Raw genomic sequence first — 17,718 nt, 5'->3', positions numbered from 1 at the left:
ATGTTGACTTATCGTACAGAAGCGAGGGAAGTCTCACTAGCCGCTAGGCGCCGGAACCGGATATAGAAGAGGAAAAAAGTGCATGGTGAGGCCCCGCAGGACGCAGTCCGAAGAGGCTCACCGCGCTCCCGCGGAAAGCGAGCTATTCCCCGCAGCCCCTATCCACTCTCAAAAGTCTCGAAACTGAGTCTTCAAGAATACTGCCATTTTGCTAAATAAGTAAATAGCAATTAAAGACAATCAGATAAAAGCTTAAGAAAGCAGGTTTTCCTTTTGACAGATGGAAGAGAGCGCTCTATAATTTATCTCTATCTATACTATCCTTGCTCATGTAAGGGAAAGGGTAAGTAGGATGTGCGTACATATAGAGAAGTGATCATTTACTTTATAGATGGAATCGATATGCCACATGGAAAACATAAGAGAGGAGGAGATATTCAATGTATGAAATAGGAAGACAATCGTATTGGTTGAAGAGAATGCTGGCGTCAGATCCCGGGCATAAACGGCTGCAGCAGGCAGGAAAAGCGACGCTCAGTGTGATTTCGGCTGTTTTCACTACCTTACTGGTATTGAACCTGTTCGGACAGGATCCGCTTCTTCCGGCGATCATTTCAGGCGTCTGTGGGCTCCTGGGCATCATGGCGGTTATGGATGATACCAAAAAGGAAAAGCAGGGGACAACACTTTTGCTTCCTTTATCGGCCATCTGCGGAGTGACGCTTGGATCTCTGCTTTCATGGAGTGCCGTTCTCGTATCCACGTTAATGATCTTGATCATCTTTTGCAGTTTTTATTTTTCTAAATTCGGTAGTCGTTATTTTTCTTTAGGTATGATCGGTTTTATAACCGTTTATTTTTCTTCCTTTTTAAAACTTCCTCCAGCACAATTCCCTTGGTTTTACGGTGCGATTTGTATAGGCATCAGCTACGCTTTTCTATATAATTTCATCATTTTCCGAGACACTGCACAGCAGCTTAAGCGTAGTGTCCAATCTTTTCATAGGCAGGCGAACCTGACTTTCGAACTGTTGGCAGAAGTCGTTGAGGATCCTGATATCAACCAGATCCGTTCTAAAAAACTGACGGAAAACGTGAAAAAGCTGAGGGATTATGCCAATCACGTATCCACAGACTTGAACTCACAGAATATTAGGGACGTCTGGCCGGGGGTTCGTACGGAACAATTACGGTTATATGTGTTCGATACGGCGATGTTCGTGATGACCCTTTCGGATAGTTTGGAGAAATTGAAAGAAAGAGGAGCGCTTGAGACAGAAGAACTGCGTCCAATTCTCTCCCGCCTCATTCTTACGTTGCAGAAGGCAGAAGTTCTTAAAATGGAACAGGAAGAGAAGCACCTGGCTGAAGCCGAACGTGTGATTCTTTCTTTAAGAGACATAATTGATAAAAGGTTTGGTGAACATGAAACGAGGCCTGAGGGGTGGCTGTATCTGCTCCGCCGAATTGAGGCGATCGCTACGCATGTGACGGAAGGAGCCCTCGCCATTAAATACAGTGGCGAAGACGTCCCCGGTGATGAATGGTCCGAAGAAAAGGAAGCAGCAGAAGAGGAAGATGAAAATAAGGGGATGGAGCCTTCAACGAAAAAGGCGATTCAATCGGTGATTGCCGGAACGATCGCAGTGATTGTAGGTCATTTGATTTCTCCTATACAGCCATACTGGGTGTTGTTAACGACGTTTATCGTCCAATTAGGGACACCAACCGTTGGGCGCACATATCTGAAGGGTTTGGAAAGGTCGATCGGAACAGTAGCAGGAGCCATTATTGGTTTCTTTTTGGCAAAGTCTGTGTCAGGGCAGTCTGAACTGGAAGTTGGTCTCATCTTTGCGGTCATCTTTTTTGCTTTTTATACGCTTCCTGTGTCCTACACTGTGATGAGTATGTTCATCACAATGCTCATTGCTTTTATGTATGACCTCATGTTGGGAGGGATCAGTTATGCATTGCTCCTTGCCAGGGTGGTTGATACCATTGTAGGAGCAGGCATTGCACTAGCGGCTGCCGCATTCATTTTCCCTACACGAACGCTGGATAAAATGAAGGAGCAGCTGGTGGAGTACTTAGAGGTTCTTGAGAATTATGTCCTGTCCTATATTCAAAATTTCCGCCGTTCAGAGAGCATGAAAGGGCTGGCGGATCTTGCTTTTCAGATGGATGAAAAGATTCAGCTGCTTGAAGAGGATGCAAAACCTGCCCTGCAAAGACCTGGAGCTAATAAATACTCAGGTATTCCTCGGTTACTGATGTCGTTTACCGCTATCAATTATTATGCGAAACAGTTAGTGGCATCTACGTATCAAAAGGATTTTCATCATTCCGAAGAAATCACGGAGGGCCTCAAGCGAACGGAAGAGGTGTACAAGCATAACATTCGCACAATCATGGCGGTCATGAATGGGGAAGTAATGAGTGGACAACTGTTTAAGCTACAACATGAGCGGGAAATGATTGAGCGGTTTGCACCAGGACACAAAGAAGGCCATGGGGATATTGTTCATCACCTGTTTTATATTTGGAAAATCAATCAAGCTTTGCTTGTTGTCGGAGAAAGAATGGGACTGGAGACAGTGGAACGTTTGGAAGGTTAAAAGCAGCACGTGGGATCCCACGTGCTGCTTTTCGTTTATCTGTTACGGTCGTAAGGACCTTCGCCAGCTTTGGAGATTGTAATTCGTTCTTCTCCCGTAGCTGGTTGAACAGCATCTCTGCTCTTTTTCGGATTACGTTTTGATTTTGAATTCTTCGGCATATCAGCAACCTCCTTGATCAGATTCAGTTGCCTTCCTATTATTTGTTATCCGTCCTGTGGTATGTAAAAATCCCTGTACCAATTATAGGCACAGGGATCATGATTCAGTCTCTTTTCTTTAACCGTTTGATGAAGGCAGCATCTGGTGTGACGAACAACGTCTGCTGTTGGTCATACGTAACGAAACCTGGCTTTGCTCCTGACGGCTTTTTCACATGACGTATCCGCGTGTAGTCCACCGGAACCGAGGAGGATTTGCTTGATTTACTGAAGTTTGCAGCAAGCTGTGCGGCTTCAAACAACGTATCTTCGCTCGGTTCTTCATCTCTGATGACCACATGGGACCCGGGAATATCTTTGGCATGCAGCCAAATATCCATTTTGTTCGCCATACGATTCGTCAAATATTCATTCTGTTTGTTGTTTCTTCCAACGTAAATCAATGTTCCATCCGTCGATTCAAAACTTTCCGGCTTCGGCTTTTGTGGTTTGTTTTTACGATTCCCTTTCGTCGCCGGCTTTTTCTTCAAATAACCTTGCTCACGCAGTTCTTCCCGAATTTCTTCGATATCTTCTTCTCTTGCTGTTTCGACTTGTTGAATGAGACGATCGAAATAAAGGATTTCATCTTCTGCTTTTTGTATTTCCTTTTGTACAACTTCTTTGGATTTTTTCAGTTTTGCGTACGTTTGAAAATAGTTTTGTGCATTTTCACTCGGTGTTTTATTAGGGTTGAGTTCGATCGTCATTTCTGACTGGTCGGGGTCGTAGTAGTCAATGACCGTCACCGATTCATCACCTGTTTTGACCATATGCATGTGTGCAGTCAAAAGTTCGCCGAGCTTTTGATACTCTTCCGCAGATTCGGATTTCTTCAGCGTGGTTTCGTGTTTCTTAATTTTACGTTTGTTTTTATCCCGTTCATTCTTCAAGAAACGGTGGAGATCTCCTGCTTGCTGCTTGACACGGTCACGCTCAGCTTTCCCAGAATAATAATCATCCAGCATCGCACTGACGCTATCGAATTTTTCAACATCATCTGAAAAAGCGTGCAACGGAATGACGTAAAACTGCTCTTTTTCTGCCCGGTGGATCTGTGGATCATACTCATGGTTGAGGATGATTTCTCTAATCTCCCGGTAAGCTTCCTTAACGGCTTGGGAACCACCGAGTCCGGCCCGATGTACAATTTCCTTCGTCATCATTGGTGAAAAACCCATCACCACATTCAAGATTTGTTTATCCATCTTGCCTGAGTTAAAGTCCAACTTCCTGATGAATGCTTCTGGTTCAAGGTCAACAGGGTTGATTTTCCCTTGTTCCGGTGGGAGTTTATAGGGCTGGCCGGGCATAATCGTCCGGTGCCGGTTTTGGGAAGGGGGCAGATGCTTGATGCTGTCGAGCATGTGTCCTTCTTCTTCGTCGACAAGCAGAATGTTGGAGTGTTTTCCCATCACTTCAATAATGAGTGTTTTCATTGTTTCATCGCCGACTTCGTTGCGGGTCCGGATATGAAACTTTACAATTCTTTCCATGTCCACCTGTTCTATTCGTTCAATAAACCCTCCGACCAAATGTTTCCTGAGAAGCATACACAGCATCGGTGGTTCTTTAGGATTATGGTATTGATCGTCCGTCAAATGGAAGCGAGCATAGCTTGGGTGTGCGGACAACAATAGCGTGTGTTTTTTGCGATTGGAACGGACCGTAAATACGAGCTCCGTTTCAGTTGGCTGATAAATTTTCATAATACGTCCGGACTGGATCGTTTCATTCAATTCGTTCGTGATCGCCCGGGTTACAATTCCGTCAAAAGACATCGTCTTCACCTCTCTACTGTTAGAAGTATAGCATGAGTAAAGCTCGTTATTCTAAGAATTTTCATCAGGGAAAGCCAAACATTCGCAACACCATCCAACATTTTGCTAAAATAGGTGTTGCATTCATTTTACATACAGGTGATGATCTTATTGTTAAAAAGTATGACAGGTTATGGGAAGAGTACGGTGGAAGTCGGTGAAACAAAGGTTCATGTGGAGATTCGGTCGGTGAATCATCGTTTTTTGGATATAACAACCAAGATGCCCCGTTCATTACTGTTTTTGGAGGATCGGCTGAAACAAGTCGTTAAAGGCCGATTATCCAGGGGTCGCGTTGATATCTTTGTAACGATCGAAGGAGAAGAATTGTTTGAAAAGAAAATCGATGTCAATTGGGAAATTGTCGATCAATATTTAGTCCGCTTGAAGGATATACAGCGCCGCTACGATTTGACGGGGGATATATCTATTGATATGGTATCCAAGTTAGACCATGTTTTTTCGGAAAAAGAGATAGAAACCGATTCGGATGAATTGAAAATGGCTTTATTAGAGGCCATGGATGATGCTGCCACACAACTGGTAGAGATGCGGACGAAAGAAGGTCACGAATTATATGAAGATCTTGAAGAACGTATCGCAAAAGTGCGGTCATGGCTGAGCAGCCTGGGCGAAAGGCGACCGATGGTAATCGAAGAGTATAAAGAGAGGATTCGGACCCGTGTGGAAGAATACACGAAAGAACAAATCCGGCCCGATGAAACAAAAATCCTCCAGGAAGTCGCTTTGCTTGCAGAGAAAGGGGACGTCACCGAAGAGTTGACGAGACTACAGTCACACTTCATCCAATTTGAAGACACCCTTTCGATTGAAGAGCCTGTTGGAAGACGACTCGATTTCATTGTGCAGGAAATGCACCGTGAAGTGAATACGATCGGATCGAAATCCAATGACAGCAAAATGACTGAAATGGTTGTGAATTTGAAAAGCGAGATTGAAAAGGTGAAAGAACAAGTACAAAATGTCGAATAACAATTGTGTTTATGCCTAGTTTTTTCATATAATAGAGGTAGTCATGAAAGTGCTTGGTCAGAAGAAGGAGGAGTCAGCTTTGAGCTTGAAATTAATCAACATCGGTTTTGGAAACGTCGTATCTGCGAATCGTATTATTTCTATTGTTTCGCCTGAATCCGCTCCGATCAAACGTATCATCACGGTCGCCCGTGACAATAATAAATTAGTAGATGCTACATATGGCCGTCGAACGCGTGCGGTCATTATTACAGATAGTGATCATGTCGTCCTTTCAGCCGTCCAGCCGGAAACCGTCGGACAGCGTGTCATCAGTAACGACGAGATCTCAGATGAAAACTAGGAGGACTTTTTGCAGTGATTGATCAGAAAGGTATTTTATTCATCCTTTCCGGCCCATCAGGTGTCGGAAAAGGAACGGTACGTAAAGCATTATTCGAACAGTCGACAGATTTGCGCTATTCTATATCCATGACGACTCGTGATCCACGTGAAGGTGAAGTGGACGGCGTCGATTATTTTTTCAAATCGAGAGATGAGTTCGAGAAATTAATCAGTCAAGGCCAATTGATTGAACATGCGGAATATGTGGGAAACTATTATGGAACACCCCGTCAATACGTAGAGCAGACATTGAACGAAGGCAAAGATGTCTTTTTGGAAATTGAAGTCCAGGGAGCTCTCAAAGTAAGGGAGAACTTCCCTGAAGGCGTGTTCGTCTTTTTGATTCCACCTTCTTTGGAAGAATTGAAAGACCGGATTGTCAACCGTGGCACAGAAACGGAAGACAAAGTGAAAAACCGCTTGAAAGCAGCGAAAGAAGAAATTGATATGATGGATGCGTATGATTATGTCGTCGTGAACGATCAGATTGACAATGCTGTAACGAAAGTGAAATCGATCGTTGCCAGTGAACACTGCAAACGTGAACGTGTCGCCCATCAATATAAAAAAGCATTGGAGGATGAATAATCATGATGTTAGAACCGTCCATTGATTCCCTACAGAAACAAATCAAATCCAAATATACACTCGTAACGCTGTCTGCAAGAAGAGCGCGTGAATTGAAACAAGGAGCAGCGCCTATGATCGATCATCCGACATCCCACCAGCAAGTGGGCGTGGCGCTTGAAGAGATCCGCGATGGCAAATTGAACTATATTGAAGCGGATGAAATCCAAGAACGAACAGAAACCACATAAGAACATCGAAACGACGTAGGAAAAGCCGCGCTTCTTCATTGAATCAGCGCGGCTTTTCCTACGTGTTTTAGTGCCAACATTTTTTAAGCAAAGGGGTCTCTTTAGATGTTGAATGGAAAAAAGATCGTCTTAGGAGTATCAGGTGGAATCGCCGCCTATAAAGCAGCCGCTTTAACAAGCAAACTCGTCCAAGCAGGGGCCGTTGTTAAAGTAATCATGACTGACAGCGCGCAAAAATTTGTAGCCCCGACTACTTTTCAGGCTTTGTCCAGACAGCCTGTTTATACCGATACCTTCGATGAACAAGATTCTTCTCAAATCCAGCACATCGATGTCGCTGACTGGGCGGACCTTTTCTTAATCGCCCCCGCGACGGCAAACGTGATCGGAAAGCTCGCGAATGGTCTCGCCGATGATATGCTCTCGACGACCTTACTTGCGACCGAGGCACCTGTTTACATCGCTCCAGCGATGAATGTCCATATGTACAGTCATCCGGCTGTTATGAAGAACTTAAAGCAGCTGGAGGACTGGGGCTTCCGGTTTATCGAGCCCGGGGAAGGTTATCTTGCATGTGGCTATGTAGGGAAAGGACGGTTGGAGGAGCCTGAATCGATTGTCGAAGTGCTCCGGAAAGAATATCAACGGCCTCAGCCTCTTAAAGGTAAAAAAGTACTCATAACCGCAGGTCCTACCCGCGAGCAGATCGATCCGGTACGTTATTTCACGAATCCATCGACGGGTAAAATGGGGTATGCGTTAGCGAAAAAAGCTAAACAACTTGGCGCTGAAGTGACACTTATTTCAGGGCAGGTAGCCTTAGGACCTCCAGCTGGCGTGCATGTAATCCAAATTACGTCCGCTCAGGAAATGTATGACGAAGTGTTGAAAGCTTATCCTGATCAGGACCTTGTCATCAAGTCGGCAGCGGTAGCCGATTATCGTCCGAAAATAACGTACGATCAAAAGATGAAGAAGAAACCAGGGGACTATGTCGTCGAGATGGAGCGGACGAAGGATATTCTCATGGAACTTGGAGATCGCAAAGAACATCAATACTTAATTGGATTTGCTGCAGAAACGACAGATGTGGAGAAGTATGGTAGACAGAAGATGGATAAAAAGAACCTCGATGCCATTGTCATTAATAATGTATCCGAAGAGGGTTCAGGGTTTGGAACCGACACCAATGCCTCCTTGTTTATTACCAAACGAGGAGAAGAAATGACATACCCGTTGATGAGCAAAGAGGAGCTCGCTGAAAACATTCTCATGGTGGCCAGTGGTGAGATGGAGAGTGAAACCCTTTGATTGCAAACGTAATCGTTGATGTACCCTCGCAAAATACGAACCGACCTTTCGATTATAAAATACCCGGAAAATTCGAAGGGATCGTTCAGCCGGGGGTACGAGTCATCGTGCCATTCGGACCGCGCAAAATTTTAGGGTATGTCGTCTCGCTTTCCGAAACAAGTTCCTTTTCGTCCGTGAAAAAAATCACTGATGTTCTTGATGTCATTCCAACGTTAACGGAAGAACTCCTTCAACTCGGAAAATGGTTATCGAAAAATACGCTGAGCTACTATATTTCCTGTCTGCAGGTTATGCTCCCACAGGTGATGAAAGCTAAATATCGCAAAGAGTTGTGGAAGCTGACCGAAGAACCCCTCGGCTCTGAACTCGACCCTCTATTTGATGGACGAGCGGTTGTGGATTTTGAAGAATTCGAGAAGTCGGGCATCGGGTATCATACACTCCGCAAACACATGAATGATGGAGACGTTGATGTCCATTATGAAGTGAAAAGTCGGGAAACGAAGAAGACAATGACGATGGTCCAACCTAATTTAAATCCGATGGAATTAGAGGAGAAGCTTGAAGATCTATCCCCGCAGGCGAAAAAACAGCGCACCATTGTCGAGTATTTCCTCGAGTATCCGGATGCGATAGAAAAGAAGAGGCTTCTGGATGTGATATCCACTACACCTGCCTCTTTGAAGCCGCTCATCGAACAGGGGGTTATTCGTGAATTCAAGCAGGAAGTTTTCAGGGACCCTTATGGTGATCGCGACTTCGAACGTACGCAGCCGTTCCCTCTGACAGCAGAACAGGAAACAGCTATCCAGCCGATCCTTAAGACTATCGAAGAAAACGTCCATGATGTTTTTCTTCTTCATGGAGTGACCGGTAGTGGTAAAACGGAAGTGTATTTGCAGTCTATCCAAGAAGTAATTGATAAAGGCGAAGAAGCCATCATGCTTGTTCCTGAGATAGCTTTGACTCCGCAAATGGTTGAACGCTTCAAAGGAAGGTTCGGCTCAAAAGTCGCCGTCCTTCACAGTGCTTTGTCAGCCGGGGAAAAGTACGACGAATGGCGGAAAATCCAGCGTAAAGAGGTTCAAGTCGTTGTTGGAGCAAGGTCTGCGATCTTTGCCCCGTTTACTAACATTGGCTTGATCATCATCGATGAAGAACATGAAACGAGTTACAAGCAGGAAGACCGGACACGTTACCATGCGAGGGATGTTGCCATTGAGAGAGGGAAAACCCACCAATGCCCTGTCGTTTTAGGTAGTGCCACACCGGCTCTCGAAAGTTATGCCAGGGCTGTCAAAGGCAATTATCAGCTGTTGACCATGAAAAAGCGGATGAATGAGTCGGTGATGCCGGCCGTGGATCTCGTCGATATGAGAGAGGAACTTCATAACGGAAACCGTTCCATGTTTTCCATCATGTTGAAGGAAAAAATCGAAGAAAGACTTTCCCGCGGGGAGCAGGTCGTGCTTTTTCTGAACAGACGAGGCTATTCGACCTTTGTCATGTGCAGGGATTGCGGCCATGTCAGTGAGTGCCCGCACTGTGACATTGCGCTTACGTTTCATAAGAGGCAGAATCGTTTGAAATGCCACTATTGTTCCCATGAAGAACCTATGCCTACAGAATGTCCGGAATGTGAAAGCAAAACGATCCGTTATTTCGGTACAGGGACTCAAAAAGTGGAAGAAGCGCTTCAGGAGTTAATCCCGGAAGCACGCGTGATCCGCATGGACGTCGACACGACAAGAAGGAAAGGGGCACACGAACGGCTCCTTAAAAAATTCGGAGAAGGACAGGCGGATATCCTCCTTGGCACGCAAATGATTGCTAAAGGTCTGGATTTCGGAAATGTCACCCTTGTTGGTGTACTCGCTGCCGATGCGCTTCTCAACCTTCCTGACTTCCGTGCATCAGAAAAAACGTTCCAATTAATCACACAGGTAAGCGGAAGGGCAGGAAGACATGAGAAGCCTGGAGAGGTCGTCGTCCAAACGTACACACCGGAACATTATAGTATTGAACTGGCCAGCCAGTATGATTACGAACAATTTTTCAATGAAGAAATGAAATTGAGGAAAGCTTTCCGCTATCCTCCATACTTCTTCTTGACACTTTTCACTATTTCACATCCAAACCAATTGAAAGTGCAGGAAGTGACACAGAAAATCACCATGTTCATGCAGCAGAAGCTTTCCGATCAATCCTATGTTCTCGGGCCTACTCCTTCTGCGCTCACCAGGATCAATAATAGATATCGCTATCAATGCATGATAAAATACAAGAAGGAACCTGAGCAGCGAAAATTCGTTGAACGGATATTGCACTATTACGAAGATGAAATGAAACAAGAAAATGGTTTGCAGATTACGGTGGATTTCCAACCGTATCAGCTGATGTAAGCAAGAAGGGAGCAACAAAGTCATGACACGAATCGCATTCATGGGGACACCGGATTTCGCCGTACCTGTCCTTGACCGCATTATTGAAGAGGGGTATGAGGTTGTCCTTGTAATTACTCAACCGGACCGTCCGAAAGGGAGAAAAAAAACAATGACCCCTCCTCCTGTCAAAGTAGCAGCGGAAAAACACGGAATTCCTGTATTTCAACCAGAAAAAATCAAAGAAGAATATAAAGAAGTTCTTGCTTACGATCCCGACTTGATCGTAACCGCTGCCTTCGGTCAAATTTTACCAGAAGCTTTACTCCAGGAGCCTAAGCACGGATGTATCAATGTCCATGCATCCTTACTGCCTGAATTCAGAGGGGGGGCACCGATTCATTACAGCATCCTCGAAGGGAAGAAAGAGACAGGCGTCACCATCATGTATATGGTCAAACGTCTCGATGCAGGGGACATGCTTTCAAAAGTCACCGTCCCGATTGAAGACGAGGACCATGTCGGGACGCTGCATGATAAACTTTCCGTAGCAGGAGCGGAGTTGTTGGCGGACACACTGCCGAAGTTATTGAGCGGAGATATTACCCCGGAAGAGCAGGATGAGTCCAAAGTCACTTTCGCTTCCAATATCAAAAGGGAGCAGGAGCTCATCGACTGGAGCAAAGATCAACAGACGGTCTATAACCATGTACGTGGACTTCATCCATGGCCGGTCGCTTATACCTATTGGAATGGCAAGCCGATGAAAGTCTGGTGGATTGAAAAAATGGAAGATACGTTTGAGGAAGCACCTGGAACAGTGGTCAAAATCGAAGAAGATGGCTTCCTTGTCACAACGGGTGGAAACAAAGCCGTGAAGGTCGTTTCTCTCCAACCTTCCGGAAAGAAAAAGATGGACGGGCAGGCGTTTATTAATGGTGCTGGTCAGTCCTTACAGGTCGGAGAACGTCTGGGTGAGGCGCATGACTAAATATGCATTAAGAGAGTCAGCCCTTGATCTTCTTACTCGAATTGGTGAGCAGGGCGGATTCAGTCACGTTTTATTAGACCGGGAGATTTCTAAACAAAAGCTTTCCAGACAAGATGGAGCCCTGTTAACTGAAATCGTATACGGAACACTCCAACGGCGGGATTTGATCCACTATTCCATCCAGCCTTACATCGCCAAACAGAAGAAAATAAAGCCATGGGTACGCTGGCTTCTTTATATGTCTGTTTACCAGATGATTTTTCTGGAAAGAGTACCGGATCATGCGATCATCCATGAAGCCGTTGAAATTTCAAAGAAACGGGGACATAAGGGGATTTCTTCATTCATGAACGGCGTGCTTCGGAACGTCCAGCGCAAAGGAGTCCAGAGCCTGGATAAAATCGAAGATCCTGTAGAGCGAATGGCGATTGAAACCAGTCATCCTCAATGGCTCGTCAATCGCTGGGTCGATCAGTACGGATTTGAAACGACGAAAGCAATGTGTGAAGCAAACAATCAGCACCTTCCTATGTCTCTGAGAGTCCAGCCGCTTAGGATTTCTCGGGAAGAAGCGATGAAACAGCTGCAAGAGGATGGCTTCAAAGTCGAAGAGAGCACACTATCTCCTCAAGGCTTCCTCGTTCTTGAAGGGGCGATTCTCTCTCATCCTCTTTTCCAAGAAGGGTACGTGACCGTTCAAGACCAGAGTTCCATGCTTGTAGCGGAAATGATGGATCTTGAAAAGGGACTGACTGTGCTGGATGCCTGCAGCGCTCCTGGAGGTAAAACCACCCATATCGCTGAAAAGATGGAGGACCAGGGGGAAGTCGTTGCCTATGACTTGCATGAGAAAAAAGCGAAACTGGTGAGCAAAAAGGCCGAACAGTTGCAGCTCACATCAATTACCGCCAGTCAGGCAGATTCCAGGAAGCTGGGAGAAAAACATGCTCCTGGCGCCTTTGACCGCATCTTACTTGATGCGCCTTGTTCCGGCCTTGGAGTTTTACGAGGAAAACCGGATATTAAATACCATAAAAAAGAAGAAGATATTTTCTCTCTAAGAAACATTCAGGATAATTTATTGAGAGAAGCTGCACCACTATTAAAGCCTGGAGGAAAGCTCGTCTATAGTACATGTACGGTCGACCGTCATGAAAATGAGGAAGCCGTCCAGCATTTTTTAAAAGAGCACCCGGACTTTGAAGTAGATCCATCCTTCTTCGAGGAGCTACCACCAGCTCTTAAAGAATCCCAGGGTCTTTCCGAAACAGGCCTTCAGCTTTTCCCTCAAGAATGGGATACGGATGGATTTTTCTTGACCCGGTTGCGAAAGAAGTGACACATTTCAGAAATGGAAAATAAAGCCTTGGGAAGGAAGCTGCGATTCCTTCCCATTAAGGCGAAAAGAGGAATACTACCTAAGAATCAACCCCCATGTTTGATCGAAGTTATAAATATGAGGCAGGTGAGACCATGATAGGTTATTACGAGACAGATCAGGGGAAAGTCAGAATTCATAACGAGGATGCCGGCGGGGTTTTCAAAAACGATGCAGGCCAAGTCCTCGCCATTGTAGCCGACGGAATGGGCGGACACCAGGCCGGTGATGTAGCCAGCCAGATGACGACATCACACTTACATAAAAAATGGCAGGAAGCCAAGCTCATTGAGACTCCTGATGAAGCTGAAAAATGGATTAAAGAAGCGGTGCGCTCTGCGAACAATGAAATTAAATCCTATGCCAATGACCATGAAGAATGTGCAGGGATGGGAACAACCGTGGTTGTGGCACTATGTACAAAAGAATTCGCAACGGTCGGGCACATTGGAGACAGCCGCTGTTATTTTGCTAATGCCTATGGCTTCAAAGTGATTACTGAGGATCATTCCTTAGTGAACGAACTTGTCCGTTCAGGTCAGATTACCGAAGAGCAGGCGGAGCATCACCCTAGAAAAAACGTATTATTAAAAGCACTTGGGACAGAATTTGATTTGACAGCAGATGTGAAAACGATGGAATTCGAAGAGAATGGCCGCCTTCTTCTATGTACAGACGGATTAACCAATAAGGTGAGTGATGAAGAATTAAGTGAATTGAAATCATTCGAAGGGGAATGGTCATCGTTTACGCAGCAGATGATCGATCTTGCGAATGAACGTGGAGGGGAAGATAATATTACGCTTGCAGTCGTGCACCATCATCCTTCTTCCGACCAGAAAGAAGGTGCGGAATAATGTTGAATAACCGTCTCCTTAATGACCGTTATCGTGTACAAGAGATGATCGGTGGCGGCGGTATGGCGAATGTCTACCTTGCTCATGACACGATTCTAGACAGGGATGTTGCCATTAAAGTATTACGACTGGAACATGGAAATGATGAGGAGTTTATTGCCCGCTTTCATAGAGAAGCGCAATCAGCTACGAGTCTCTCTCATCCTAATATCGTCAACATTTATGATGTCGGAGAAGAAGACGACATTTATTTTATGGTGATGGAGTTTGTCGATGGAATGACGTTGAAGCAGTATATTCAACAACATAGTCCAGTCGATGTGTCTGAAGCGGTGGATATTATGAGGCAGATTGCATCAGCAATCGCTCATGCGCATGATAATGGAATCGTTCATAGAGATATCAAACCGCAGAATATTCTTATTGATCATTACGGTCATGTGAAAGTGACGGATTTCGGAATTGCGATGGCCCTAAGTGCGACGGCGCTGACTCAGACCAATTCTGTGCTTGGCTCTGTTCATTATCTATCGCCGGAACAAGCGCGGGGCGGGATGGCGACAAAAAAATCCGATGTCTATTCACTCGGCATTGTTTTTTTCGAATTACTGACGGGGAGGCTCCCTTTTTCAGGAGAATCTCCCGTCTCGATTGCCTTGAAACACCTTCAGCATGAAACGCCTTCCTTGAAAAGATGGAATGCCGACTTGCCTCAAAGTGTCGAAAATATCGTTCTGAAATCGACGGCCAAAGATCCGTTTCATCGATATGAATCAGTGTTAGAAATGGAACATGATATTGAAACTTCTCTCGAACCTTACCGGGCGGATGAGCCGGTTTTTACATTACCTGATGAAGGGGATGAAGAAAAAACCAAAGCGATCCCTGTCATTACGAATGAAGCCTACGGCGATTCACCTGATGAAGATACGATTATCAATACTAGTGATCACAAACCTGTCAGCCCACCCCCGACATCGTCGACAAAAACCTTTAAGGAAACAGCTCCATCTGACCAACCGACTGCCGAGAAAAAGACAAAGAAAAAGCGGAAAGTATGGCCGTGGATTCTTACCGTTATACTATTGTTATTGATCGGGGGACTCGTGGCATTATTCACAATCCCTGGCATCATTCAACCTGCAGACGTGGAGATACCTGATCTTGCAGGAGAAGAGTATGAGACGGCTTATAGTGAACTCAGTGACTTGAACCTTACTGTGACAAGAGAAACACGTTTTTCTGATGATGTGGAAGAGGGCGATGTCATTGAAACAGATCCTGAAGCAGGGATGACGGTAAAAGAAGAGTCAAATGTTACAGTTTATATTAGCAATGGAAAAGAGAGAGTAGAGTTTTCGGATTATACAGGACAGGATTTCGATCGGGTGAAAGAAGAGTTGGAAGAAAAAGGTTATGAGAAAGTTGATTCATACGAAGAAACGAGTAGTGATGTACCGAAAGGCGAAATCATCGCACACCTGAGCCCAAGCGCAGGAAGTAGTGTCATTCCAGAGGATACAACGGTATCATTCCGTGTAAGCTCTGGTGAAGAAACGATAGACTTGGCAGAATTAGTTGGTGCTAATGAAAGTTTCGCAGTGAGGTCCTTGGAAAGTAATAACCTAGAATCTAATATCACTTATCAATACTCAGAACAAGTGCCAGAAGGAATTGTGATCAGTCAGGACCCAGCTGCTTCAACGGAAGTAGAGCAGGGGGCTACCGTTAACTTAGTTATTTCTAAAGGACCTGAGCCAAAACCCCCGAGAGATGAAACCGTTTCTATTGAAGTTCCGTATGAACCGGAAACGAATGATGAAGAAGGCCAAGGGGATGGCGAGCAAGAAGGCGAACAGACAGAACCCGAGGGTCAGGAAGTATTAATTTACGTGAATGATGCCAATCGAGACGAAAGTACGCCTGTGATCAATGAAACGATTACCGAGACGAAGACTTTTGAAATTACCTTAACGATTGAGCCGGGCGAAGTAGCGACCTACCGGGTAATGAGAGATGGAGAAGTCTATCAAGAAGAAGTGGAAGTAGCGTATTAAGAGGTGAAAAAATGCCAGTAGGAAAAATTATTAAATCATTGAGCGGGTTCTATTATGTCCTTTGTGAAGGAGAGGTCTACCAATGCCGGGGGCGTGGAAACTTCCGTAAAAAGAAAGTCACTCCTTTGGTTGGTGATCTCGTAGAATTCAAGGCGGAAAATAAGGAAGAAGGATATATATTATCCATCGAAAACAGAAAAAATGAGTTGGTAAGGCCTCCGATTTCGAATGTTGATCAAGCGTTAATCGTAACTTCTGCCGTTCACCCGGATTTCAATGCTTTATTACTGGATCGCTTCCTCGTCCTTGTGGAAGAGAAGAGGATTGAGCCTTTTATCGTCATCTCCAAGGTGGATCAGCTGGATGAACAACAAATGGAAGTGATGGAAAGCTACAAAACACTGTATGAAAAAATCGGCTATCCGGTCATTTTATCTGCTGTAGACGATACGGAAGCTATGGACCAAATTCAATCTCACCTGGCTGGCCGTACAACGGTGATCGCCGGCCAGTCCGGCGTCGGAAAATCGTCCTTGCTCAATTCAATCGACCCTAGACTCTCCATTGATACAGATGAAATCTCAAAAAGTTTAGGCCGCGGGAAACATACGACACGTCACGTAGAACTTTATGAAATAGCGGAAGGTCTTGTGGCGGATACTCCTGGCTTCAGTTCACTGGAATTCGGGGAATTGGAACTTGATCAACTAGCTGAGTGTTTCCCTGAGTTCGTAGAGGTACAGAATGATTGTAAATTCAGAGGTTGTCTGCACCATAAAGAACCGAAGTGCGCGGTGAAATCAGCCGTAGAGAACGGGGGAATTTCCGATCAGCGGTACGAGCATTACTTACAATTTTTAAATGAAATACAGAATAGAAAGCCGAGGTATTAAACATGACTAAAATTGCACCATCCATTCTAGCTTCTGATTTTTCGAAACTTGGAGAAGAAATCAAGGATGTCGAACGTGGAGGAGCGGATTATATCCACGTGGACGTCATGGACGGACACTTTGTACCCAATATTACAATCGGTCCATTAATTGTGGACCACATTCGTCCGGTAACCGACTTGCCCCTCGATGTCCACTTGATGATTGAAAATCCGGATCAATACATCGAAGCTTTTGCCAAAGCAGGATCTGATATCATCACCGTTCATCAGGAAGCATGTCCTCACCTCCATAGAACGATTCAATTGATCAAGAGCCATGGAGTAAAAGCAGGAGTGGTCATCAACCCGGCTACTCCAGCAGAAACAATCCGCCCCATTCTCCAAGATGTCGACCTTGTCCTCTTAATGACAGTCAACCCAGGGTTCGGAGGTCAATCGTTCATCCATTCGGTGGTACCGAAAATCGAACAAATCTCCCAGTGGCGGGAAGAAGAAGGGCTATCCTTCGAGATTGAAATCGATGGCGGAGTGAAAGTAGAAACGGCTAAACTTTGTACAGCCGCTGGAGCTGATGTCCTCGTTGCCGGCAGTGCCATCTTTAATCAAGAAGATCGTAAAAAAGCGATTGAAGAAATCAGACAATCGTCAGAATGACCAAAAAGCTCAAAGGATCCCTATCCTTTGGGCTTTTTCATTCCCTTGTTTGATTGGCATCCAATACAGAAATAAGTTACATTTTAAAATAGGAGAAATCGTCCTATTGTAGAATATGGCAGGATTGTGGAAGCCTTGAATTCGAGATATTCTGGGGTTCGTTCGCCGTATTGGGAGTCAGGGGTGGCTGGGAAGCTACTCGCTTTCCTGCGGGGATGGCGGCAAGCCTCCTCGTGCTTCGCACTGCGGGGTCTCGCCAGCCAATCCATTCCCGCGGGAGTCTCGCAGCTTCCCAACCACCCCATTCGGTCATGTGAGAAACGAACCCCTTTACCGTGGGAGACTGTCTTCCGCTATCCTG

15 protein-coding genes are annotated in these 17,718 nt (G+C 45.3%); 13 read left to right on the top strand and 2 right to left on the bottom strand.

Annotation, left to right across the window (positions count from 1 at the left end; all coding sequences use genetic code 11):
- The first annotated feature begins 440 nt into the window (after window positions 1–440).
- Window positions 441–2,615 (top strand): FUSC family protein, encoded by a 2,175-nt coding sequence (locus tag DYE48_RS00075; protein ID WP_115821845.1) that lies wholly within the window; start codon window positions 441–443, stop codon window positions 2,613–2,615.
- A 35-nt stretch (window positions 2,616–2,650) separates the two neighbouring features.
- Here DYE48_RS00075 and DYE48_RS21445 read toward each other — a convergent pair whose 3' ends face one another.
- Both DYE48_RS21445 and DYE48_RS00070 read right to left on the bottom strand, forming a co-directional pair.
- Complete coding sequence (locus DYE48_RS21445) at window positions 2,651–2,776, bottom strand: hypothetical protein (RefSeq protein WP_258871051.1); 126 nt, start codon at window positions 2,774–2,776, stop codon at window positions 2,651–2,653.
- 104 nt (window positions 2,777–2,880) lie between these two features.
- Window positions 2,881–4,596: an Rqc2 family fibronectin-binding protein gene (locus DYE48_RS00070; protein ID WP_115821844.1), complete on the bottom strand. Its 1,716-nt coding sequence runs from the start codon at window positions 4,594–4,596 to the stop codon at window positions 2,881–2,883.
- A gap of 150 nt (window positions 4,597–4,746) precedes the next feature.
- Between DYE48_RS00070 and DYE48_RS00065 the strand changes: the two genes are divergently transcribed.
- The 12 genes from DYE48_RS00065 (at window position 4,747) to rpe (ending at window position 17,357) form a co-directional block, all read left to right on the top strand.
- Window positions 4,747–5,628 (top strand): YicC/YloC family endoribonuclease, encoded by an 882-nt coding sequence (locus tag DYE48_RS00065; RefSeq protein ID WP_115821843.1) that lies wholly within the window; start codon window positions 4,747–4,749, stop codon window positions 5,626–5,628.
- Window positions 5,629–5,707: 79 nt separating this feature from the next.
- Complete coding sequence (gene remA / locus DYE48_RS00060; protein WP_027954142.1) at window positions 5,708–5,971, top strand: extracellular matrix/biofilm regulator RemA; 264 nt, start codon at window positions 5,708–5,710, stop codon at window positions 5,969–5,971.
- A 14-nt stretch (window positions 5,972–5,985) separates the two neighbouring features.
- Complete coding sequence (gene gmk / locus DYE48_RS00055; RefSeq protein WP_115821842.1) at window positions 5,986–6,600, top strand: guanylate kinase; 615 nt, start codon at window positions 5,986–5,988, stop codon at window positions 6,598–6,600.
- A 2-nt stretch (window positions 6,601–6,602) separates the two neighbouring features.
- On the top strand, window positions 6,603–6,830 hold the full coding sequence (gene rpoZ, locus DYE48_RS00050) for a DNA-directed RNA polymerase subunit omega (protein ID WP_089654638.1): 228 nt from the start codon (window positions 6,603–6,605) through the stop codon (window positions 6,828–6,830).
- Window positions 6,831–6,935: 105 nt separating this feature from the next.
- Window positions 6,936–8,141, top strand: a complete 1,206-nt coding sequence (coaBC, locus tag DYE48_RS00045; RefSeq protein WP_115821841.1) for a bifunctional phosphopantothenoylcysteine decarboxylase/phosphopantothenate--cysteine ligase CoaBC — start codon at window positions 6,936–6,938, stop codon at window positions 8,139–8,141.
- The gene (priA, locus tag DYE48_RS00040) at window positions 8,138–10,546 is read left to right on the top strand and encodes a primosomal protein N' (protein ID WP_115821840.1); all 2,409 of its coding nucleotides are present in this window, start codon (window positions 8,138–8,140) and stop codon (window positions 10,544–10,546) included. Before coaBC ends, priA begins: the two co-directional genes overlap by 4 nt.
- 22 nt (window positions 10,547–10,568) lie before the next feature.
- Window positions 10,569–11,516, top strand: a complete 948-nt coding sequence (fmt, locus tag DYE48_RS00035; protein WP_115821839.1) for a methionyl-tRNA formyltransferase — start codon at window positions 10,569–10,571, stop codon at window positions 11,514–11,516.
- Window positions 11,509–12,855, top strand: coding sequence for a 16S rRNA (cytosine(967)-C(5))-methyltransferase RsmB (gene rsmB / locus DYE48_RS00030; RefSeq protein ID WP_115821838.1), 1,347 nt, complete (start codon window positions 11,509–11,511; stop codon window positions 12,853–12,855). The genes fmt and rsmB overlap by 8 nt, the downstream gene beginning before the upstream one ends.
- Before the next feature lie 134 nt (window positions 12,856–12,989).
- Entirely contained in the window at window positions 12,990–13,751 is a 762-nt protein-coding gene (locus tag DYE48_RS00025) for a Stp1/IreP family PP2C-type Ser/Thr phosphatase (RefSeq protein ID WP_115822248.1), read from the top strand.
- A complete protein-coding gene (gene pknB, locus DYE48_RS00020; protein WP_115821837.1) occupies window positions 13,751–15,808 on the top strand; it encodes a Stk1 family PASTA domain-containing Ser/Thr kinase in 2,058 nt (685 codons plus the stop codon). Before DYE48_RS00025 ends, pknB begins: the two co-directional genes overlap by 1 nt.
- An 11-nt stretch (window positions 15,809–15,819) precedes the next feature.
- Window positions 15,820–16,701, top strand: coding sequence for a ribosome small subunit-dependent GTPase A (rsgA, locus tag DYE48_RS00015; protein WP_115821836.1), 882 nt, complete (start codon window positions 15,820–15,822; stop codon window positions 16,699–16,701).
- A 2-nt stretch (window positions 16,702–16,703) separates the two neighbouring features.
- Window positions 16,704–17,357, top strand: a complete 654-nt coding sequence (rpe, locus tag DYE48_RS00010) for a ribulose-phosphate 3-epimerase (RefSeq protein WP_115821835.1) — start codon at window positions 16,704–16,706, stop codon at window positions 17,355–17,357.
- Window positions 17,358–17,718 lie beyond the last annotated feature (361 nt).

Source organism: Halobacillus trueperi, assembly GCF_003386945.1.
GTDB classification, from domain to species: Bacteria; Bacillota; Bacilli; order Bacillales; family Halobacillaceae; genus Halobacillus; species Halobacillus aidingensis.
Note: the sequence above shows the minus strand (reverse complement) of the source record. Positions and strands in the feature narration are given on the sequence as shown.

Excerpts from the sequence above, each read along its gene's own strand:
- DYE48_RS00075 (WP_115821845.1), top strand. The coding sequence starts at position 441 with ATGTATGAAATAGGAAGACAATCGTATTGGTTGAAGAGAATGCTGGCG.
- DYE48_RS21445 (WP_258871051.1), bottom strand. The coding sequence starts at position 2,776 with ATGCCGAAGAATTCAAAATCAAAACGTAATCCGAAAAAGAGCAGAGAT.
- DYE48_RS00070 (WP_115821844.1), bottom strand. The coding sequence starts at position 4,596 with ATGTCTTTTGACGGAATTGTAACCCGGGCGATCACGAACGAATTGAAT.
- rpoZ (WP_089654638.1), top strand. The coding sequence starts at position 6,603 with ATGATGTTAGAACCGTCCATTGATTCCCTACAGAAACAAATCAAATCC.
- coaBC (WP_115821841.1), top strand. The coding sequence starts at position 6,936 with ATGTTGAATGGAAAAAAGATCGTCTTAGGAGTATCAGGTGGAATCGCC.
- fmt (WP_115821839.1), top strand. The coding sequence starts at position 10,569 with ATGACACGAATCGCATTCATGGGGACACCGGATTTCGCCGTACCTGTC.
- rsmB (WP_115821838.1), top strand. The coding sequence starts at position 11,509 with ATGACTAAATATGCATTAAGAGAGTCAGCCCTTGATCTTCTTACTCGA.
- DYE48_RS00025 (WP_115822248.1), top strand. The coding sequence starts at position 12,990 with ATGATAGGTTATTACGAGACAGATCAGGGGAAAGTCAGAATTCATAAC.
- pknB (WP_115821837.1), top strand. The coding sequence starts at position 13,751 with ATGTTGAATAACCGTCTCCTTAATGACCGTTATCGTGTACAAGAGATG.
- rsgA (WP_115821836.1), top strand. The coding sequence starts at position 15,820 with ATGCCAGTAGGAAAAATTATTAAATCATTGAGCGGGTTCTATTATGTC.
- rpe (WP_115821835.1), top strand. The coding sequence starts at position 16,704 with ATGACTAAAATTGCACCATCCATTCTAGCTTCTGATTTTTCGAAACTT.